20 protein-coding genes are annotated in these 18,854 nt (G+C 51.4%); 9 read left to right on the top strand and 11 right to left on the bottom strand.

The window, feature by feature from the left end; translation table 11 throughout:
* Positions 1 to 275: 275 nt before the first annotated feature.
* Positions 276 to 2,402 (top strand): sensor histidine kinase, encoded by a 2,127-nt coding sequence (locus tag HNV11_RS12365; protein ID WP_171739958.1) that lies wholly within the window; start codon positions 276 to 278, stop codon positions 2,400 to 2,402.
* A gap of 17 nt (positions 2,403 to 2,419) precedes the next feature.
* On the opposite strand, the gene HNV11_RS12360 is transcribed toward HNV11_RS12365, so the two are convergent.
* Positions 2,420 to 3,490, bottom strand: coding sequence for a hypothetical protein (locus HNV11_RS12360; RefSeq protein ID WP_171739957.1), 1,071 nt, complete (start codon positions 3,488 to 3,490; stop codon positions 2,420 to 2,422).
* A gap of 101 nt (positions 3,491 to 3,591) precedes the next feature.
* On the opposite strand from HNV11_RS12360, the gene HNV11_RS12355 reads away from it, so the two are divergent.
* The 3 genes from HNV11_RS12355 to rplT all read left to right on the top strand — a co-directional run bounded on the left by HNV11_RS12355 (position 3,592) and on the right by rplT (position 6,400).
* On the top strand, positions 3,592 to 5,670 hold the full coding sequence (locus HNV11_RS12355) for a hypothetical protein (protein ID WP_171739956.1): 2,079 nt from the start codon (positions 3,592 to 3,594) through the stop codon (positions 5,668 to 5,670).
* A gap of 91 nt (positions 5,671 to 5,761) precedes the next feature.
* Positions 5,762 to 5,956 (top strand): 50S ribosomal protein L35, encoded by a 195-nt coding sequence (rpmI, locus tag HNV11_RS12350; protein ID WP_171739955.1) that lies wholly within the window; start codon positions 5,762 to 5,764, stop codon positions 5,954 to 5,956.
* Between the two features lie 99 nt (positions 5,957 to 6,055).
* The gene (gene rplT, locus HNV11_RS12345; protein ID WP_171739954.1) at positions 6,056 to 6,400 is read left to right on the top strand and encodes a 50S ribosomal protein L20; all 345 of its coding nucleotides are present in this window, start codon (positions 6,056 to 6,058) and stop codon (positions 6,398 to 6,400) included.
* A 163-nt stretch (positions 6,401 to 6,563) separates the two neighbouring features.
* Here the strand turns inward: rplT and HNV11_RS12340 are convergent, their stop codons facing one another.
* From HNV11_RS12340 to HNV11_RS12320, 5 genes are all read right to left on the bottom strand, one after another.
* Positions 6,564 to 7,016, bottom strand: a complete 453-nt coding sequence (locus HNV11_RS12340; RefSeq protein ID WP_171739953.1) for an ester cyclase — start codon at positions 7,014 to 7,016, stop codon at positions 6,564 to 6,566.
* Between the two features lie 14 nt (positions 7,017 to 7,030).
* Entirely contained in the window at positions 7,031 to 7,660 is a 630-nt protein-coding gene (locus HNV11_RS12335; RefSeq protein WP_171739952.1) for a DinB family protein, read from the bottom strand.
* A gap of 75 nt (positions 7,661 to 7,735) precedes the next feature.
* The gene (locus HNV11_RS12330; RefSeq protein ID WP_171739951.1) at positions 7,736 to 8,560 is read right to left on the bottom strand and encodes a helix-turn-helix domain-containing protein; all 825 of its coding nucleotides are present in this window, start codon (positions 8,558 to 8,560) and stop codon (positions 7,736 to 7,738) included.
* A gap of 77 nt (positions 8,561 to 8,637) precedes the next feature.
* The gene (locus HNV11_RS12325) at positions 8,638 to 9,681 is read right to left on the bottom strand and encodes an NAD(P)-dependent alcohol dehydrogenase (protein ID WP_171739950.1); all 1,044 of its coding nucleotides are present in this window, start codon (positions 9,679 to 9,681) and stop codon (positions 8,638 to 8,640) included.
* Positions 9,682 to 10,112: 431 nt separating this feature from the next.
* Entirely contained in the window at positions 10,113 to 10,553 is a 441-nt protein-coding gene (locus HNV11_RS12320; RefSeq protein WP_171739949.1) for a nuclease A inhibitor family protein, read from the bottom strand.
* A gap of 131 nt (positions 10,554 to 10,684) precedes the next feature.
* Between HNV11_RS12320 and HNV11_RS12315 the strand changes: the two genes are divergently transcribed.
* Positions 10,685 to 11,242 carry a hypothetical protein gene (locus HNV11_RS12315; protein WP_171739948.1) on the top strand — a complete coding sequence of 186 codons (558 nt, stop codon included), beginning with the start codon at positions 10,685 to 10,687 and terminating at the stop codon, positions 11,240 to 11,242.
* A 330-nt stretch (positions 11,243 to 11,572) separates the two neighbouring features.
* On the opposite strand, the gene HNV11_RS12310 is transcribed toward HNV11_RS12315, so the two are convergent.
* The gene (locus HNV11_RS12310; RefSeq protein ID WP_171739947.1) at positions 11,573 to 11,860 is read right to left on the bottom strand and encodes a hypothetical protein; all 288 of its coding nucleotides are present in this window, start codon (positions 11,858 to 11,860) and stop codon (positions 11,573 to 11,575) included.
* Between the two features lie 196 nt (positions 11,861 to 12,056).
* Between HNV11_RS12310 and dnaK the strand changes: the two genes are divergently transcribed.
* Together dnaK and HNV11_RS12300 are read left to right on the top strand one after the other, a co-directional pair.
* The gene (gene dnaK, locus HNV11_RS12305) at positions 12,057 to 13,982 is read left to right on the top strand and encodes a molecular chaperone DnaK (protein ID WP_171739946.1); all 1,926 of its coding nucleotides are present in this window, start codon (positions 12,057 to 12,059) and stop codon (positions 13,980 to 13,982) included.
* 263 nt (positions 13,983 to 14,245) lie between these two features.
* Positions 14,246 to 14,392 (top strand): hypothetical protein, encoded by a 147-nt coding sequence (locus HNV11_RS12300; RefSeq protein WP_171739945.1) that lies wholly within the window; start codon positions 14,246 to 14,248, stop codon positions 14,390 to 14,392.
* 67 nt (positions 14,393 to 14,459) lie between these two features.
* On the opposite strand, the gene HNV11_RS12295 is transcribed toward HNV11_RS12300, so the two are convergent.
* From HNV11_RS12295 to HNV11_RS12280, 4 genes are all read right to left on the bottom strand, one after another.
* The gene (locus HNV11_RS12295; RefSeq protein WP_171739944.1) at positions 14,460 to 14,810 is read right to left on the bottom strand and encodes a hypothetical protein; all 351 of its coding nucleotides are present in this window, start codon (positions 14,808 to 14,810) and stop codon (positions 14,460 to 14,462) included.
* Positions 14,811 to 14,934: 124 nt separating this feature from the next.
* Positions 14,935 to 15,510: a DUF4142 domain-containing protein gene (locus HNV11_RS12290; RefSeq protein ID WP_171739943.1), complete on the bottom strand. Its 576-nt coding sequence runs from the start codon at positions 15,508 to 15,510 to the stop codon at positions 14,935 to 14,937.
* 78 nt (positions 15,511 to 15,588) lie between these two features.
* Positions 15,589 to 16,122, bottom strand: a complete 534-nt coding sequence (locus tag HNV11_RS12285) for a DinB family protein (protein WP_171739942.1) — start codon at positions 16,120 to 16,122, stop codon at positions 15,589 to 15,591.
* 12 nt (positions 16,123 to 16,134) lie between these two features.
* On the bottom strand, positions 16,135 to 16,917 hold the full coding sequence (locus tag HNV11_RS12280; RefSeq protein ID WP_394353865.1) for a glucose 1-dehydrogenase: 783 nt from the start codon (positions 16,915 to 16,917) through the stop codon (positions 16,135 to 16,137).
* A gap of 119 nt (positions 16,918 to 17,036) precedes the next feature.
* Between HNV11_RS12280 and HNV11_RS24075 the strand changes: the two genes are divergently transcribed.
* The gene (locus HNV11_RS24075; protein ID WP_262889942.1) at positions 17,037 to 17,162 is read left to right on the top strand and encodes a hypothetical protein; all 126 of its coding nucleotides are present in this window, start codon (positions 17,037 to 17,039) and stop codon (positions 17,160 to 17,162) included.
* Positions 17,159 to 18,838: a sodium:solute symporter gene (locus HNV11_RS12275; protein WP_171739940.1), complete on the top strand. Its 1,680-nt coding sequence runs from the start codon at positions 17,159 to 17,161 to the stop codon at positions 18,836 to 18,838. The genes HNV11_RS24075 and HNV11_RS12275 overlap by 4 nt, the downstream gene beginning before the upstream one ends.
* Positions 18,839 to 18,854 lie beyond the last annotated feature (16 nt).

The raw sequence follows: 18,854 nt of genomic DNA, 5'->3' as shown, positions 1-18,854 counted from the left end.
ATAAAGAAATGTAAGTATATTTAGATAAATAGCAGTTGATCTGTGGCATTATAACGAACGGTATTGACCGACTCGCCCTTATCCAATCTAAAGTAGCATAATCATCTTGATAAACAAGTGTATTTTTCACTAATTTGGTCGCATGCGATGGAGAAAGAAACATGCTTACCTGGAAGAAGAAAAGTCTATTCATAATATAGGCTAACAGTGATTTGTTCAGTCATACATCTGCTACAATTTCCAAATTGGTTTGGACCCGTTTAAACTATAAACTAGTGTTTGTGGCTATGAGGTGTATCGGTTTACTAATTCTTTCATTGCTATTTCAGATTAACTCTGCCAAGGCCCAGACAATACTGCTGGAGAAAAACCAGACGATACCTGTTGCTTCTAATTTTTTATATTTAAAAGATAGTTCCGGGAAATTAACTATTTCGGACGTTACTCATTCTGTAAACTACCAGAAGTTTCAAGTTGTAAGCCGTACGGCATTTGACGATAATACACGGGTCTACTGGCTTGCGTTTCGGCTAAAAAATAATCAGGAGATTGATGCTGAATGGATAGTTAATTTTGAAAATTGGGCCTTCGTTGATTTTTATTATAAATCTGGCGATCAGTTTATTCATAAGCAAACCGGATATCTGCTGCCTTATAAAAAACGGGATTATCCGGAGGCCAACAAACCTTACATTAAATTGTCTATAAAGTCAGACGAGATAAAAGAATGTTTTGTCCGGATTGAATCGCATTTCGACCCGGAAAAGATTCCACGTGACCTGAGTTTTACCATAGCGCCGAGAGCCGTAGTGGATGAAAAGGATGCCCAGGCCGGGAAAATCATATTCACATTCCTGGGTATTTTCCTGGTTATGCTTATTTATAATTCATTTATTTTTATTTCGACGCGCTTAAAAAGTTATGCCTATTACCTGTTAGTTCTGGTGTTTACTATATTTTTCACCGCTGGTAATTCGGGTTACCTTATTTCTTTATTAGGCTTTATTGATTCTTTTCCATACTGGTATTTATATATTGACGTAGCGGCTTCTAATGTTTTAGGTATTGTTTATACCTTGTTTGTCCAAAATTTCCTTAATCTCAGGGAACGGTATCCCGGATGGAATAAAGTTTTAAACGCTCTGATCTGGGCCTATCTAATTTCAGGTATTCTGAACTATATTTATTTCGATATAGGTTTTGCCATCACCCAAATTCTGGGATTAGCTACTTTTCCCTGCATAATATATGTAGGCATACGCAGTATCAGAGACCGGTATCCATCGGCACTGATCTTTTCGATTGGCTTTTCGTTCATGTTTCTGGGAATCCTTTGCGTAATTCTTTCGCTAATGGGCGTGCTACCTAAATCGGATTTCACTTTTAAATATGCGCTCCCTACTGGCTCTGCAATTGAAGTCATTCTGTTGGCTTTTGCCCTGGCAAATATGATCAATGTGCTTCGACGTGAGAATGAAGAAAAGCAGACGCGCATTATTCATCAGCTGGAGGAGAATCAACAGTTACAAGTAATCTTAAACCAGGAACTGGAGCAAAAAGTACAGGAGCGTACAGCTGAATTGAACCAGTCGCTCAGCCAGCTCCGGGCTACCCAGGACCAACTGATCCTACGCGAGAAAATGGCTTCGCTCGGCGAACTGACGGCGGGCGTTGCCCATGAGATTCAGAACCCGCTGAATTTTGTTACTAATTTTTCGGAAGTAAGCTCTGATTTACTTGATGAAGCGCAGCAGGAATTGAGCAAAGGTGATCTACAGGAAGCAGGTTTTATTCTGGAGGATTTAAAGGGGAACATGAAGAAAATTACGGCTCATGGCCACCGGGCCAATGCCATTGTAAAGGGTATGCTGGAGCATAGCCGCACGGGGCCTTCTGAAAAGAGACTGGTCAATGTTAATGCTCTGGCCGAAGAATATTTACAGGTAGCCTATCAGGGAAAACGGATAAAGGATAAGCTGTTCAACGCTAAACTCACTACCGAGTTTACGCCTGATCTGAACGAGATTGAGGTTGTGCCGCAGGAGCTTGGGCAGGTCTTACTGAATTTATATAATAACGCGTTTGATGCGGTCAACGAGAAAACTCGGCAGCAGGGAAACGCTTATCAACCGCAGGTATGGGTGAGTACGTACCTGGAAAAAAACAAACTAAAACTTGTGGTGAAGGACAATGGAACCGGTATCCCCGCCGAGATTCTGAATAAAATCTACCAGCCTTTCTTTACCACCAAGCCGGCTGGCCAGGGTACGGGTCTGGGCCTGTTTCTGACGTATGATATTATTACAAAAGGGCATGGAGGTGAGGTGAACGTTCGGACCGAAGCTGGCAGCTATACCGAGTTTATGATTAGTCTGCCTTACTCACCGCCAATCTCCGCCTGAGTCGCTTCCGGCTCATATCAACCCCCTTTCAGCAACCGGTCGAAGTACAAATACCCTTTTGCCACTACGGGCTTCCCGGGCTCGTAGACAAGCTTGACGTACTGAGCCATTTTTCGGATAACCACCCGCTGCGGTTCGGTGGTTGTGTGAGGTATGGAATCGGGCGACGACCAAAGTAGCGGACTGGTTTTGGTTTCGAACCTGCCGTTCCAGCGCAGCAGGGCCGCTTGTTTCTGGCTGGAGCACAGCCCGGCCTCCAACAGGCGATTGGTAAAGCTGATTAATTTGTCCTGCGTCTGGGCGTCGTTGAACCAGCACTCAATCCCTATTTTAGGCTGTATAGCTGGGTTTACATCAATGAGTAAAGCAAAAAAATCACAGTGATGAATCAAGGGACTCATCTGCTGCTCCAGCGCATTCACATCGCCAGGCCATGCGTGCTCTGTTATGAAACGCTGCAAGTCAGCGTAAGTCTGCATTACCAGGTATATCCGCAGCAGATTATCGCCCCGGTTCGATGGAAGTCCAACCGCGCGGATTTGAATCCTGGACGGGATAGATTCCAAAAACGCACGGATTGCGCCGGTTTTAGCTGAAATCGGCCGATTCGCTATCAGCGCGAGTGTCTGAAGGATAATTTCGGGCCTCACGACCGCATCATTCATAAACTGATTCTCACGGAAATGAACGTACAACCAGGGAACTGACACAACGCTCAATGGATTGACAATATCATAAACCAGCCAGAGGATTCGGATATGGGAACTGAGAAAAAAGCCGGGGCTGCTCCAGGTGCTGCAAATGGTTTGCAGGTTACGTAGTGCCGATGTTTGTGCTTCAGCATCAGGCTGCGGAAGACGCGCAACCCAGTCTGCTACTGTTCTGTGCTCGTTTAGTTTGCCCGCAATCGCTACGTTAAAATCAACACGAGGTTCCTCGGCCGCCAGCCAGCATTCAAAACAGCCGAATGACAGAGCCGGCAGCCGCTGACTAATCCTGCGGATGTGGTGCAGGTAGGGGGGCGAAATCAGCTCTGTCGGAATCCAGGGCGTGAGTAAATCGATATAGGAAGCCAGCGTTCCGTTCATCTGAGGGCAGTGGAAGCCTAACTTACAACTTATCCGGTGAACTTTAAGAAATTTAGCGGATAGCTCAGCTTCTTTGGGCCGATGGTATTTGTTCAGCGACTATGAGCCAGTTTGATTTTCCGCGTATCAATTTTTCGGGTCGGGCTTTCATTAACCCCGGAACGGCCAACAATAATATTCTGATGCCCCTGGTGACTTATGACCCGATTCAGGTGCAGGCGCTGTTGCCGCCCAGAATCTACTTGTCACAGGATCTGCTCATGCTGCACAGGCTGGGGGCCTTGCCGATACCCCAAAACCAGTTGATTGCCGAAGATGGAGATCTGCGTTACATTGAAATAGAGCCGATTAACTCCCGGCAGACATTCGCCGACTGGGCAATAACTCCTCTGGGGCAAAGTCTGCTGGATACCGACTACCATGACCTGTATGAGCTGGTCAGGAGTAAACGCACCGGAAAACCGCTGACGGGGCATCAGCCTGCTAACTGGAATTATTACGGTGGAATGGAATTTGGGTTCAGGGATGTGGTGGTGCAAAGTGTAGCTATCTCCGACCACCGGTTAATCACCTCCGAAACATCGGAATGTCCCGCTGATGTTGCCGGTCTGCTGGGGGCTACCCTGTGTATGGAACATGAACTGGGACAAACGAGTGCGGTTATGATCGACGTACTGCCCAGTCTGTCCATGTTCAGTCAGGTATTCTGCGATCGGATTCAGCTGCAACAGAACGGGGCGGTGCTGATGAGTGGCAGGCCCGAAAAAGGTTCGCTGCGGTTTATGAATCCAGATCGAATTGTGAATCAAACAGGGGCTTTAGGAGCGTCGGGGACGTTCTTTGCGGTACTCCCGCTGGAAGAACTGGCGGGGGGCATGCACGCGCCCCTGATGAGCCTGTTCCGGTACTACGGACAAAAAAGCGAACCGCTCAAGGGTATTTTTATTCGCTACAATCTGTTTGAGGTAGAGGAAAGTCAGACGCCTGATTATTCAATTTTGGGCACAGAGGCCAATCCGGCCTTTGCTACCATTGTGGGGAGCCTTACGCCCTGGTACGAAGGAGAAATGAAATCCATAATGATGGGCAGGCAGTTGATACCGGTAGCGCCGTTTCTGGCCGACAAAGTGTTTGCCCCTGTTATAGGTCAGGTCGATATTCAGCAGGGCCGCGTGCGCCTGGACGTTCTGGGCAGTATTCCCGAAGAACGGGTCAGCTCTGAGCCTCCTGCCTATGAAACCTATCCGGTAGGTCCGCTAAACCTGATGCTGTTGACAGAGGGCAAACCCGCTATTTCGATTGGTGTTTTTCAGGTTGATGCCCAGCACCTGAGTCGCGAGCAATTGCTGAAAACGGGCGGAATCCTTGATCTGCCTTTCTCCGTTACCAAAGAACTAACCGAAGACGCATTCGCTGCCGGTCGGTTAATCCTGTATGGGCGCTCCAAAGCATCCGTAGAGGATGAAGGCAGCGAGGTTATCCTGATGCAGGAAAGCGACTATATGATTGCTTCCGATCAGGCCGGTTTGTACGCCGATCAAGGGCAGGACCCCAACGAAGGCTATGTTAGTTATGGTCCGGTGAAAGAACCTTGCCGGGTCTGTGTATACCAGAAAGGCAGGCCCTGTACAGAAGCTTTGCCGGTGACGATTATGGAACTTACGATCACCCAATCCGGCGCGTCGACTTCCGTCAATCAATTCCTTAAAACGACCGACTTTCGTGACGGACAAACGGTGGTCTTCCCGACCGATCAGGCGGCCAACAAGATGTATGTATTCTATCCCGGTTCGACGAAGGTTAATTCAGAGAATCTGTTGACTGATCTGATCCGAACCGGTTATTTTGTCAGTCTGCGCGTATTGCCCAGTCCCGATTACGGCAAATTCCTGGACCCGAGCCACCCGCATTACCCGACGCCGGTGACCTTCGAGGTAATTTACCAGGAACTGCTACACACGTATGATCTGGTATATCCGAAAGCGTCGCTGATTACGCCGTTTACCGAAGATTATTTTCGCCGGGGACACAAATTCATTGCGCACCGCATGGCTCCCGCAAACTGGGCGTCCGCTACGTATATGCCGTCCAGCCGGGATATGCCCCGGGCGAAGTGGGACTTATTCTGCAAATGGGTAACCGACCGGCAAGCCAGCCGAAATGGGTCTATATCTTCCTGAGCCTTGTTCATCAACAAGACAGAAAACTAACGGATTTTTCGTATCTTTGCGGCCTGTTTACTTTTTCTATCACAATTAGCGGTTTACGACAATGCCAAAAGTAAAAACCAATTCGGCTGCCAAGAAGCGTTTCAAGCTGACCGGCACCGGAAAAATCAAGCGGAAGCACGCCTTCCACAGTCACATCCTGACGAAAAAAACCACCAAGCAGAAGCGGAACCTGGTTCATGATACGCTGGTGGTACCTGCTGACGAGCGTCGCATCAAAGCGCTGCTGAACGTCTAAGAACAAAAAAGACGCAGTTGCGTCTGGTTTAAGTTTCACCCGATTACTGGCCTTCAAGCACCCCATAAGCGGTCGCCAGTCGTCAAAAAACAAAAGAATATGCCACGTTCCGTCAATCACGTTGCCTCACGGGCGCGTCGGAAGAAAGTAATGAAGCTGGCCAAAGGTTATTTCGGTCGGCGTAAAAATGTTTGGACGGTTGCTAAAAACGCCGTCGAAAAAGGCTTAGGATACGCTTATCGCGACCGCCGGGCCAAGAAGCGGGATTTCCGGGCTCTCTGGATTCAGCGGATCAACGCCGGTGCCCGCATCAACGGCATGTCGTACTCGGTCCTGATGGGTGCCCTCAACAAATCGGGCATCGAACTCAACCGTAAAGTCCTGGCCGATCTGGCCATGAACCATCCGGAAGCGTTTGCCGCCGTTGTGGAACAAGTAAAGTAAACAGACCTGAATTGCGCAAAGGCCTCGGCGGTAAGCCGGGGCTTTTTGCGTTTATAGACCCTTAAGCCGGTTCAGGCGCATAGTCTAGTCATTAATTACAAATTCAGATGATAAACACAGTAGTCCTGGGTCTGCCCCGGCATCAGCCAGTACAAACTCAGGACTACTGTGTGACCGGTTCACTCAACTGCCTCACAAAGCTGGCGTGGTCCCAGTCGATGGTCAGCTCCTGAATCTGGTCGGCCTCGTTGAAGCGGAACACGAAAATATGGTCAGAGTTGAAGCGTAATCCCTTGCTGGGCAGACCCATGAACTCCTTGGCCTGCGTACCTTCGATGGTTACGTTAGCCGTTACGGTGTCCCCCTCGGCGGAGAGGCTATCGACCGAGTTGCTGAGGTCGGGGAAGCAGTCGATGAGCAGGTCCCAGACGCCTTTGCCGAACTCCCAGAATGAGCCTTTGCCAGCATCGCCCAGGGGGCGGAAGTGAACCGTAGCATCGGGGGCTGCCAGCCCGATCATACGGGCGGTGTCGAGGTCGTCATAGGCGGTGAAAAAAGCCAGGCAGGCCCCTTTGCGGGTTTGGGTTGAAATGGTGTCCTGTTGAACGGTATTCATGATTTTAGGAGGATTTATCGGTTGGAAACAGTCGCTTGAGGGTAATTGGGATGTTGTTTGATTTTACGTATCTGCCGCAGATGCCGGTCCACATGACCCCATTGAAAAATATAAACCTGGTGCATGTTACGTGGACTATCCGTGCCGGTTCGGTCGAAATGCGCTCGCATATCGGCTGTGGTATTCTCCACAAAGCCAATAGTTTGATCACGGAGTTTCAGAAAAAATGTCAGATTGTTTCTTCCTTCTATCAGTCCGCTGGGGCGCGAATAGTCAGGTGATAGATGGGGTGCCGGTTCCATAATCCATTCCACGTAATAGCTGTCGGGGCGGCTGGTCTGGTTGAGTTCGGGGGTAGGTTTATTGATAACACTTACGCCCACTTCGCGCGCCCAGATGATCTCCCAGAGCGCTAAATGCTCGACCACCTCGCCAATACTCCATCGATCGGGCGATTCATGGAAAGACCACTGGGCTGGCGTCAGATTTTCTGTTTCGCGTACCAGGTCATCCCGGGTTCGACGAAGGTTGTCGAGCGTGTACTGCCGGTCGGTTTCGGTCCATAGCTTGGCTGGTGTTAAGGATTGAGCAACCAAAGGGCTGGCAGCCAGAGCAATGAGACAGGGAAGGATGAACATTTTCATCGTGAGGAAGAAGTTTGATTCTGGTGGTAAAACTATCGTCCTCATCCTCGCTATGATTGTACAAATGCGACTTTTTCAGCTTTCCAGAAAATTGCCTAGCTCAACGTTATCCTTTACATACAGCGAAGGTTGTTTGCCCGTAAAGGCCTTAAATTCCCGAATGAAATGGGACTGGTCATAGTAGCCAAATCGACAGATCAGATCCTGCCAGTCGCTTATCTGCCAGCGCTGACCGGCGAGTTGGGCGCATAGGTAACCGACACGCCGGATGCGGGCGTAATACTTGGGACTTACGCCGACCCGGTGAAGAAATTTACGCTCAAACTGCCGTCGGCATAGAAAGGCGTCTTCGATCAGCATGTCCAGCTGAATAATTCCTTTCTGTTCAACAATCAGGTTTGTAGCATGATCGATACGGTCGGCCGAGGTGTTTTGCCTGAGTAATTGAAAGGAAAGGAATTGCTCCAGAATCGCCACTTTTTGCGTTGGGTTGCTGCAATCGGCAATCTGTTGAATCAGGATCGAAGCCGTTGGCCCCAGAATAGCCGTTAGGTCTACTCGCTCATTGGTTAGTTCGACCATATCCAGACCAAACAGGGCGCTCAGGCCTGCCGGACGAAAGACAATGCCAATTACCCGAACGGGCCCCGTCAGCCGTAGCCAGTATTGCTGTGTTGACTGCCCCATGACAAATGAGGGAGGAACTGAATGCCAGAGGCCGCTCAATGTTTGAACAGCGTAGGGTTGTCCGGTATTGAACACCATTGACCCGAACCCATTCGGGGGCGATTCGATGACGAGGGGGGTATCCGGCGTAATTGAGCGAATACTCTCCCAGGCATAATAGCATTCAATGAACGGCTTCAGGTGATGTGCCGGACTGTATTTCTGGTAAAACATAGCAGCTACCTGTCATTTGCGCTCCACTTATGTCTTGTTTTCTTAAGGAGAGTTCAAGGGTTGGGCATTGTTAAACGCTACAAGGTAGCCATATCAATGACAAACCGGTATTTTACGTCTCCCTTCAGCAGTCGGTCATAGGCATCGTTTATTTCGCTCATGGAGATGATTTCTACGTCTGACAAAACATTGTGTTCGGCACAGAAGTCGAGCATCTCCTGGGTTTCCGGCAAACCGCCAATAAACGAGCCGACGACCCGCTTCCGGGGAAAACACAGGCCCATACAATTTATCTCTAAATTTTGAGGAGGTACCCCAACCAGAATCAGTGTTCCATCGCGTTTGAGCGTAGTTAAGTAGAGTTGCAGATCATGCTTAGCGGCAACGGTATCGATAATAAAATCAAAATAATTCTGTACGCTCGCTAGTGCGGCTTCGTCGGTCGTTAACACAAAGTTCTGAGCACCTAACTGTCTGGCATCAACCTCCTTTTCAGGCGAAGTACTCAAAATCGTAACCTCAATGCCCATAGCCGCTGCAAGTTTGACGGCCATATGGCCCAGCCCACCCAGACCCACAACGCCAAGGCGATGGCCTTTACGAATTTTCCATTCTTTTAAAGGAGAATAGGTGGTAATACCTGCACATAACAGCGGAGCAACCCGTTCAAGCGGCAGATTATCGGCAACTTTCAATACAAAATGTTCGTCTACAACAATCTGGCTGGAATAGCCGCCATAGGTAGGCGTTTTTCCATCCCGTTCAATCCAGCCATAGGTGGCTACCCAACCGTTTTCACAATATTGCTCCAGGCCGTCGTTACAACTGGAACAGGTGCGGCAGGAATCGACCAGACAACCAACAGCCGCATAGTCGCCTTCCTTAAATTTTGTTACGTCACTTCCTACTTTTTTTACCTGCCCTACTATTTCATGACCAGGTACAATTGGATAATTAGTCAAGCCCCAGTCATTACGGGCCATGTGAATATCTGTATGGCAAATGCCACAGTATAGAATTTCAATCTGAATGTCTTTGGCCCCTACCTCCCGACGTTCAAACTGAAACGATGATAAGGGCGAATCAGCACTGTGTGCTGCATAACCTTTGGTGTGTAACATACTTTTGCAGGTTTGAAAGTGAGCACTAAAAAACTTAGTCAGTTGAGACTCGATGGCTATCCGCCCGAACGTAGGAATGACAGTATTGTCCTGATCCAGCATGTCCGGACTGTTTAACAAACGGCAGTTCATAAGCAGTAACCGTCTATGGCTCAGTGGTCAGCGAGCTAACGTATTGTAACGGGACAATGAATTTTATGTAAGATGGTAGGTATTAAGAGCTATTCGATGAGGAGCCTACCGATGTGTTAAGCCATCCTCACTGTTGGCCACTGTTGGATAAATTAAACTATTGTTATTTATTAGAATGCGTATATGATTGATAAGCAATTAGTTATTTGGACAGGTAAAGCAACTGTATAATTCAAACGGATTGCAGTTGTTCTTATTTATCGGTCATTAGCAGCAATACATGATACAGCTACACAGTTCTACGTTTCTACGAGCGTTGTCTTCAGGCCCGCCCGTCCGCTACTGGACTGCTGACCCAGCAAATAAACCTTTACCTCGGTTTCGCCGACGCGAAAGACCTGTCGGCCGGTCAATTTCTGCTCAACCAGTTGATTGAGCTGCTGAAACTGAGCCAGTCGTTTCTTTTCCTCATCGCCAAACCAGTCCTGTCCGGTCACGACAGGTTCCCAGAAGGTCGTCTCCGGGACCTCTTCCACGTAAACCGATGGCGGCAGCATCAGCCAGTCCTTGATCTGGCTGACCGTCAGCGGTTCGGGCTGGTTTAAATAGCACAATACAAATTCGACGGGTTCGTCGGATTCGCTCGGGTAGAGCAAGTCGGCCAGCAGAGGAGCCGCAGCCTGCTCAAAGGGGCGATCCTCTGCCGGTTGGTCGTTACGTTCGGTTGCTTCGTTCGTCATCAGTTTTCCTGAGTGCTGGACCTCGTCGAGCAAAGATACACTTTGTCAGAGCGGCTGCGGAGGCTGCCTGGGGCGGTACGGTCAAACATTTCGGTTTGCTTTCTTCTTACTTTACAAAAAACGACGTAATCATGTTAGAAACCCTTATGAATTTAGTGCGTCAGCATTCTGGTGAAGCCGTTGTAAACAACCCGGCTATTCCGAACGAAAAGAATGACGACGCCATACAGGCGATATCGGGGGGGATCATGGGCGGCCTGCAACAGCAGGCGCAGGGCGGTGGCCTCGGGAATCTGCTGGGTATGCTCACGGGACAGAACAGCACGGCCCATACCGATGTGACGCAGGGGGTTCAGCAGAATGTTCAGCAGAATCTGATGCAGAAACTTGGTATTTCTCCGCAGGTGGCCATGTCGGTGGCCAGTATGGTTGTACCCATCGTGCTGAACAAACTGATGCACAAAGCCCAGGACCCTAACGATCAGAGTATTGACGGAAATACCATCATGGGCGCTGCTACCGGCAAACAGGGTACTGACTGGATGAGTATGGCACAGTCGGCTATGGCCGATGGTAAGCTCGACATGGGCGATCTGATGCGCGCAATGGGTAGACAGCAGGGGGGCGGTAGTCAGCAGTCGGGTGGCGGACTCGGCGGCATGCTGGGTGGCCTGTTCGGCGGGCGGTAGCTAATCTGTATTGAACCACCTGAGGGTTATTGTAAACGAGTGTTTCATAAAAATATACGGTCGAAACTTTGTCTATTCAGGAGGTTTCGACCGTATATTTTTATGGTAGAGCCGGAGCGGATTGGCTATTGTTTAACCAGCATAATCATAGAACACACCGTAGGTAGGCTGGTGCCAGATAGGTTGTTGACGCGCCCTGACGGGCCAGGTTTGAGGACGTAACGGCGACGGTATGGCTCGCCCCGTTCGAAACCAGACCCGTCAGGGTACAGTTCTGCGGACTGGTGCCCGTCGTGGAAACGGTTGTCGTGGCCGTGCCATCGGTAACGGTCAGGCTGCCTGCGCTGGCGTTGGTAAAACTGACCGTACCCGTAACGGCGTAGAGGTTGGTGGCGGGGTTGCAGGCCGAGGGCGTCGCCGTGATAGCCAGGGTAGGGCAGGGGGCGTTACGCAGTCCGAACTGCTGCAGTTGATGGTAAAGGTTGAGGGGTTATTGCCAACATTCGAGTCAAAGCCATTGCCGCCGTATTCTTGGGTGTATTGACCGGCCGACGTAATCGCACGGGTTCCGCCATTGACAGTAATCTGGTCGGCTTTCAAATTGATAGAGAACGTCATTCAGCTTAAAGGTCTGCCAGCCAGTTACACCGAAGGCGGAAAATAGACGACATTCTGGCCCGTCAACTCAGGTTATACTGTCAATCTGACAGCAAAACAAATAATTTTTGGAGCTGGCATTTGTATTGATAGATAGGTGATGTCTGTCAGTTAACATTCACAGCAAGAAACTAAACCACAACACTAGTTGGTAATTATGGGAAAAATCATTGGTATTGACTTAGGCACCACGAACTCGTGCGTGGCCGTTATGGAAGGTAACGAGCCGGTCGTGATCCCCAACTCGGAAGGAGCACGGACGACGCCGTCGGTGGTCGCGTTTATGGATAACGGCAACGGCGAACGGAAAGTCGGCGCGCCGGCCAAACGTCAGGCCATCACCAACCCTAAAAATACGATCTCTTCGATCAAGCGTTTCATGGGTAAACGCTTTAACGAGGTAACGAACGAAACCAGGAACGTCGCTTATGACGTGGAGAACGGCCCCAACGGTACGCCCCGCGTCAGAATCGGCGATCGTCAATATACACCCCAGGAAATTTCGGCGCTGATTCTGCAGAAAATGAAGCAGACGGCTGAAGATTATCTGGGCCAGACCGTAACGGAAGCTGTCATTACGGTACCGGCTTATTTTAACGATGCCGAGCGGCAGGCTACCAAAGAAGCTGGTCAGATCGCCGGTCTCGACGTGAAACGGATCATCAACGAGCCGACCGCAGCCGCGCTGGCCTATGGTCTGGACAAAACGGATAAAGATCAGAAGATCGCCGTATTTGACCTGGGTGGCGGTACGTTCGATATCTCTATTCTGGAACTGGGCGACGGCGTCTTCGAAGTAAAATCGACCGATGGTGATACGCACCTGGGTGGTGATGACTTCGACCAGGTGATTATTGACTGGCTCGCCGACGAGTTCAAGAAAGACGAAGGCATTGACCTGCGTCAGGACCCGATGGCGTTGCAGCGTCTGAAAGAAGCCGCCGAGAAAGCGAAGATCGAACTGTCGAGCTCGAACTCGACCGAAATCAACCTGCCGTACATCATGCCGGTGAACGGGATTCCGAAGCACCTGGTCCGTACGCTGAGCCGCGCGAAGTTTGAGCAACTGGCCGATTCGCTGATTCAGCGGAGCCTGGAGCCCTGCCGCCGGGCGCTGAAGAACGCCAGTCTGTCGGCTGGTCAGATTGACGAAGTAATTCTGGTGGGTGGTTCGACCCGCATTCCAAAAGTACAGGACGAAGTCGAAAAACTTTTTGGTAAGAAGCCCTCGAAAGCCGTTAACCCCGACGAAGCCGTAGCCATTGGTGCTGCTATTCAGGGTGGTGTGTTGACGGGTGAAGTAAAAGATGTGCTGCTGCTCGACGTTATCCCGCTTTCGCTGGGTATCGAAACGATGGGTGGCGTGTTCACCAAGATGGTGGACGCCAACACGACCATCCCGAGCAAGAAAGTGGAAGTGTTCTCGACGGCTTCGGACAACCAGCCGAGCGTAGAGATCAATGTGCTGCAGGGTGAGCGGCCAATGGCGGCTCAGAACCGTCAGTTGGGCCGGTTCATCCTGTCGGATATTCCACCCGCACCGCGTGGTGTACCGCAGATTGAAGTAACCTTCGACGTAGACGCCAACGGTATCCTGAACGTAACGGCGAAGGATAAAGGCACGGGGAAAGAGCAGAAAATCCGGATTGAAGCTTCGAGCGGCCTGACCGAGACGGAAATCAACCGGATGCGCGAAGAAGCGAAAGCCAATGAAGCCGCCGACAAAGCCGAGCGTGAGAAGATCGAGAAGGTAAACCAGGCCGACTCGATGATTTTCCAGACCGAGAAGCAGCTGAAAGATTATGGCGATAAGCTATCGGAAGGTAACAAATCGGCCATCGAAGCCGCTCTGGGTCAGCTCCGCACGGCTCATGGTTCCCGCGACGTAGCTGCGATTGACTCGGCCATGGAAGCGCTGAACGCTGCCTGGGGTACGGCTTCGCAGGAATTGTACAACGCCACCAACGGCCAGCAGGCCAATCCGACCGATGGTTTCACCGGCAATGGCAATGGTTCCGCCGACGGTCAGGGCCAGCCCACCGGCGACAACGTCTCGGACGTACCGTATGAAGAAGTAAAATAATCAGACCAGTAGACCAGTTCACAAGTTCTGATAACCATAAAAAAGCTCCCACTGTAACGGCGGGAGCTTTTTGTATTTACAGACGATTAATTGTATCCTTATTATTTCTAAACTTCATTACAACCGGCGACGTTCTAATGATTTATCGGCGATTGAGTAGGGTTAACATCCCCTCATCCTAACTGAAAATCAAAAGAGCAGTAGGCGTAACTTTAAAAGCTTGCACAGGAGTTGGAAAAAGTAGACCTATAGCATTAGGCATTATGACAACCGAAGAACTGAAACGGGATGTTCACCAGCCAATAGACAGTGTTCTGGGTGATGTTACGCTGGTTGATCTGTACGCAGCCGGTGCCCTGTGTGGAGCAGCAGGAGATACCAGTAGACGACAAGGACCCAAAGCTGCGTGAGCAGATGAATAAAGTAGTAGGGCCGGGGCTGAAGCCCCGGCCCAATTCTCTCCTGAAAACGGTGTTACTACGGCCGAGCCTTGGTGGATAATCTCTTCTTGACGGTCGTTTTTGTTTTGACCGACGCTTTTCGGGCGGCCGTACTGCTACTTTTCTGCTGACTGGTGCCCGCCTGCGTTGACGCCCCATTTTTTCTTTGGGAAGGCGGAACATACATGTATGACCGGGTAGCGCCTTCATCGGCAATGGTCATACTGGCGGCTTTGCTGGTGGCTGGGCGTCTGCCCCCGGTTAGGTAACCCGAACCGGTTGAGGCCGTCGAGCCGCCACTCTGGCCACCCGTGGTTGACTGCGCCTGGATAGACTGATAAAAGCTGGCCGCCAGAAAGAGAGCGGCTCCGAATAGGACTGATTTCATGATTGCAACTGTCTTGGTGATTGAAAGGAATAGGCAGCCAAACCACTTCGGAGGTCTGAAAACCTAAAAAATAACCGCCCCGTAATAAGAAGGCTCATCACGGGGCGGGTCGAAAAACAAAGCATTAATCCATGCTTTTATCAATCATCTTGATGCGATCGAGGTGTTTCTGGAGCGTTGGTAATGTTTTGGCTGCGAAGGCTTTCACCTCAGCGTCTTCGGCATCGTCAGCGGCATCCTTGAAGAGTTTGACGTCTTCTTCATGATCCTCAACCATTATGTCGACGTACTTCTTATCGAACTCTTTCCCCGACAGTTTACTCAGATCGTTCAGGTCTTTTTGCGCGTCTTCCCCGAGGGTGGTCGGCAGGGTAATGTTTTTACTGGCCGCCAGTGATTTCAGTTCGTCATTGGCCTTCGAGTGATCGGCGATCATCATGGCTGCAAACTCCTTGACGTCGGCACTTTGAGCTTTTTCCCGCGCCACCCGCGCCATTTCGACTTCCATCAGCCCTCCATTGGCGGCTTTAACCGCGAAATCATTGGCATCATCTTCCTGCCCGGTTCCGTTCTGTTCTTTCAGATCATTGGCGTCGTTCGCATTTTCGACGCTGTCGCTGCTGGCTTTTTTGTTTTCATTACAGGCCTGGAAGCTTAGGGTAGCTGCGGCCAGTAACAACATTAAACTTACCTTTTTCATAACGTTGCTGATTAAAATGAACACTTGACAGGGGTATAACCAGGTCAGGCACGTTAAGTTTTCTCAACCGTATGAACCCTATTGAGTGGATTGGGCAGATTGGGCGAGCAGGATACGCACAGTCACTGTAAGCTGCCCTACGTGTCGCATGGTGTGCTCGGCAGCGTGAACGAGCAGGCCCAGCACGGTTGATGGGATAGCCGCCCGGCCGACTCCGCGTACTTCGGTGAGCGATTCTTCATTCGTTGCGCGCAACTGCGCCAGCGCCAGATCAACTTGTCTGTTAAACTGATCGACCAGGTCCGTTACCGACAAAGACGTATCGGTAGGCTTGCCTTCTGCGTTCAGAGCGCTTAACTGCGCTGGCGAGAGAGCCTGCTGGCGGGCATACGTAAAGAGCCGGTCCAACACCCCCGTGAGGTGTTGCAGGTGAAACCCGGCCGAGGCTACGCCCGCGGGCCGCTCCCAGAGCAGGGCTTCGGGAAAGTCGCGCATCAGAGCGTTCACTTCGTCGCGGGCCTGCAACAGCGTATGAGCCACGGGTTGGAGCAGGGGCGGTACGTCGGGTAGGGGACCACGTAGCCAGACTTCGCGGGTATCGGTTTGGGTCATCAGTATTCGGGTTTAAATAGTCGTTCCGCCATCTGCGTAGAAGAAGCCGCCGGTGCTGTACGACGACGCATTGGAAGCCAGAAACAGGGCCAGCGGGCTGATTTCGTCCGTAGTACCCATGCGGGCGATGGGTAGCCGCTGGGTGAAATGCTCCAGAATCTGTTCGTTCTGCCAGAGGGCCTGCGAGAATTTGGTTTTGATCAGGCCGGGGCAGATGGCGTTGACGCGGATACCGTCGGGTCCCCATTCTTTCGCCAGCACTTTGGTGCACATATTCAGCGAAGCTTTGCTGACACTGTAGATGCCCAGACCCGGATCGGGCGTATGACCGGCAATACTGCTCATCATGATGATGCTGCCCCCGCCCCGCGCTTTCATGCTGGGGTAGCAGAGCTTGCTCAGCTCAAACGGAGCCTTTACGTTGGCCTGCATAATCTTGTCGAAAGCGTTCCCGTCGCAGTCAAGCGCGGGGCCAAAAACCGGATTGGAAGCCGCGTTATTTACTAGAATATCAATACCCCCGTAGGTGGCGATGGTTTTCTCGACCAGTTGCTGAAGCTGGGCTACATCGCCTACGTGGGCCGCAATGCCGGTCGCTTCGCCACCCTGAGCCTTAATGTCATCGGCCAGCTGATCGCAGGCATCCTGTTTGCGGCTGCTGACGATAACGCGGGCGCCGAAGCGGGCAAAGAGCCGGGCAATGTCTTCGCCGATGCCTTTGCTCGCGCCGGTGATAACGGCCACCTTACCGGTCAGGTCAAATAAAGCGTTTTCGGTGCTGGAAACCGGTTGCATGGGCATAGTGATTTTGTTGCTGGATTGGTCCGCAAACTATGGGAATCGGGAAGGTTTTCAAAGAGAACGACAGATTTCCCCTAATTTCGCCGTTAGAGTTAGACAACCCACCTTTTTTCATGTCCGAAACCCCACCTGAATTACCCCCGTTTGTTCGTTCGTGGCCACAGCTTTACGCCATTGTCATTGGCTGTCTGGTCGTGGAGATTATCCTGTTTTACGTTCTGATGCGCTGGCTCTCATGAGTATACTGGATTGGGGCGTTCTGGCCGTAACGCTGATTGGCATTATCGGGTACGGGGTTTTTCGCAGCCGGGGCCGTCAGAGTATGGACGATTACCTGCTGGCGGGACAATCGCTGCCCTGGTATCACGTTGGTTTGTCGGTGATGGCTACGCAGGCCAGCGCCGTTACGTTTTTGTCGGCACCGGGGCAGGGCTTTGCCGACGGTATGCGGTTCGTTCAGTTTTATTTCGGCCTGCCGCTGGCGATGGTTGTGCTGTCGGTTACGTTCGTGCCGATTTTTCACCGGCTGAAAATCTTCACGGCCTACGAGTTCCTCGAAAATCGGTTTGATACGCGGGTGCGCACCCTCACGGCGGGCCTGTTTCTGCTCCAGCGCGGCCTGTCGACGGGTTTGTCAATCTACGCGCCATCCATTGTCCTCTCGACTTTGCTCGGCTGGAACATCTACCTGACGAATCTGATCATGGGCAGCCTCGTTCTGCTCTATACGGTGGTTGGCGGCACGAAAGCCATTTCCTATACGCACCTGCAGCAAATGGCCATTGTGACGCTGGCGATGGTGCTGGCGGGGTACCTGACGGTGAAACTGCTGCCCGATAACGTTGGCTTTGTGGATGCGCTGCACGTTGCGGGCGAGGCCGGACGCATGAATCTGATTGACCTGAACTTTGATCCCAACAGCCGCTACAATATCTGGTCGGGACTGATTGGCGGCTTCTTTCTGCAGCTCTCCTATTTCGGCACCGACCAGTCGCAGGTGGGCCGCTACCTGACGGGGCAGTCGATTGGCCAGAGCCGGCTGGGGCTGCTGATGAACGGCCTGCTGAAAGTGCCTATGCAGTTTCTGATCGTGCTGGTGGGGGTGCTGGTGTTTGTGTTCTATCAGTTCAATCCGTCGCCCACGTTCTTCAACAAACAGGAAACCGACCGGCTCAAGCAAAGCCCCTATGCGGGTGCTTACCAGCTGGCCGAAATCAAGCATCAGAACCTGACCGCGCAGCGACAGCGGACGGTGGCCGACATGCAGGCGGCTCTGGACGCCAACGACGAAGCCGCACAGTCGGCGGCTGGAACGCTGCTGCGCGAAACCGACGAAGCGCTCAGGGAGGTAAAGGCCGACGTGGTTGGCCTGATCAAGAAGAATAACCCGACGGCCGACACCAACGACATCAACTATGTGTTTCTGCGGTTTGTGCTGGATTATTTGCCCCACGGCCTGATTGGCTTGCTGATTGCCGTCATTTTCGTGGCGTCGATGGGGTCCATTGCGTCGGCGTATAGCTCACTGGCATCGACCACGGTTGTGGATGTGTATAAGCTGCTGGTGAAAACCGGCGACGACAGGCATTACGTGCAGGTTTCGCGCTGGGCCACCATTGGCTGGGGCGTTTTCTGCGTCGGCGTAGCACAGTTTGCGAATCAGTTCGGCAGCCTGATCGAGGCCGTCAATATTCTGGGGTCGCTGTTTTACGGCGTCATCCTGGGCGTGTTCGTCGTGGCGTTCTACGTCAAATCCGTGGGCGGCCGGGCAACGTTCTGGGCGGCTATCGTGGCCGAGGTGTTTGTTGTGCTGAGCTGGCATTACGACCTCACCGCGTTTCTTTGGCTGAACGTAATCGGCTGTCTGCTCGTGGTGGGCATAGCCTGGGTATTCCAGAAGTTCAGCCGGGTTTGATGCAAAAAAGCCCGCT

The sequence above is a fragment of the Spirosoma taeanense genome, assembly GCF_013127955.1.
GTDB lineage: Bacteria > Bacteroidota > Bacteroidia > Cytophagales > Spirosomataceae > Spirosoma > Spirosoma taeanense.
The sequence above is the reverse complement of the archived record's forward strand: the minus strand, read 5'-3'. Positions and strand labels throughout refer to the sequence as shown.

Bases quoted from the DNA above. Each gene is read 5' to 3' on its own strand.
- rplT (WP_171739954.1), top strand. From the start codon at position 6,056: ATGCCACGTTCCGTCAATCACGTTGCCTCACGGGCGCGTCGGAAGAAA.
- HNV11_RS12295 (WP_171739944.1), bottom strand. From the start codon at position 14,810: ATGAAATCAGTCCTATTCGGAGCCGCTCTCTTTCTGGCGGCCAGCTTT.
- HNV11_RS12300 (WP_171739945.1), top strand. From the start codon at position 14,246: ATGACAACCGAAGAACTGAAACGGGATGTTCACCAGCCAATAGACAGT.
- HNV11_RS12310 (WP_171739947.1), bottom strand. From the start codon at position 11,860: ATGACGTTCTCTATCAATTTGAAAGCCGACCAGATTACTGTCAATGGC.
- HNV11_RS12355 (WP_171739956.1), top strand. From the start codon at position 3,592: ATGAGCCAGTTTGATTTTCCGCGTATCAATTTTTCGGGTCGGGCTTTC.
- HNV11_RS12330 (WP_171739951.1), bottom strand. From the start codon at position 8,560: ATGTTTTACCAGAAATACAGTCCGGCACATCACCTGAAGCCGTTCATT.
- HNV11_RS12290 (WP_171739943.1), bottom strand. From the start codon at position 15,510: ATGAAAAAGGTAAGTTTAATGTTGTTACTGGCCGCAGCTACCCTAAGC.
- dnaK (WP_171739946.1), top strand. From the start codon at position 12,057: ATGGGAAAAATCATTGGTATTGACTTAGGCACCACGAACTCGTGCGTG.
- rpmI (WP_171739955.1), top strand. From the start codon at position 5,762: ATGCCAAAAGTAAAAACCAATTCGGCTGCCAAGAAGCGTTTCAAGCTG.
- HNV11_RS12285 (WP_171739942.1), bottom strand. From the start codon at position 16,122: ATGACCCAAACCGATACCCGCGAAGTCTGGCTACGTGGTCCCCTACCC.
- HNV11_RS12275 (WP_171739940.1), top strand. From the start codon at position 17,159: ATGAGTATACTGGATTGGGGCGTTCTGGCCGTAACGCTGATTGGCATT.
- HNV11_RS12320 (WP_171739949.1), bottom strand. From the start codon at position 10,553: ATGACGAACGAAGCAACCGAACGTAACGACCAACCGGCAGAGGATCGC.
- HNV11_RS24075 (WP_262889942.1), top strand. From the start codon at position 17,037: ATGTCCGAAACCCCACCTGAATTACCCCCGTTTGTTCGTTCGTGGCCA.
- HNV11_RS12315 (WP_171739948.1), top strand. From the start codon at position 10,685: ATGTTAGAAACCCTTATGAATTTAGTGCGTCAGCATTCTGGTGAAGCC.
- HNV11_RS12360 (WP_171739957.1), bottom strand. From the start codon at position 3,490: ATGAACGGAACGCTGGCTTCCTATATCGATTTACTCACGCCCTGGATT.
- HNV11_RS12340 (WP_171739953.1), bottom strand. From the start codon at position 7,016: ATGAATACCGTTCAACAGGACACCATTTCAACCCAAACCCGCAAAGGG.
- HNV11_RS12335 (WP_171739952.1), bottom strand. From the start codon at position 7,660: ATGAAAATGTTCATCCTTCCCTGTCTCATTGCTCTGGCTGCCAGCCCT.
- HNV11_RS12325 (WP_171739950.1), bottom strand. From the start codon at position 9,681: ATGTTACACACCAAAGGTTATGCAGCACACAGTGCTGATTCGCCCTTA.
- HNV11_RS12280 (WP_394353865.1), bottom strand. From the start codon at position 16,917: ATGCAACCGGTTTCCAGCACCGAAAACGCTTTATTTGACCTGACCGGT.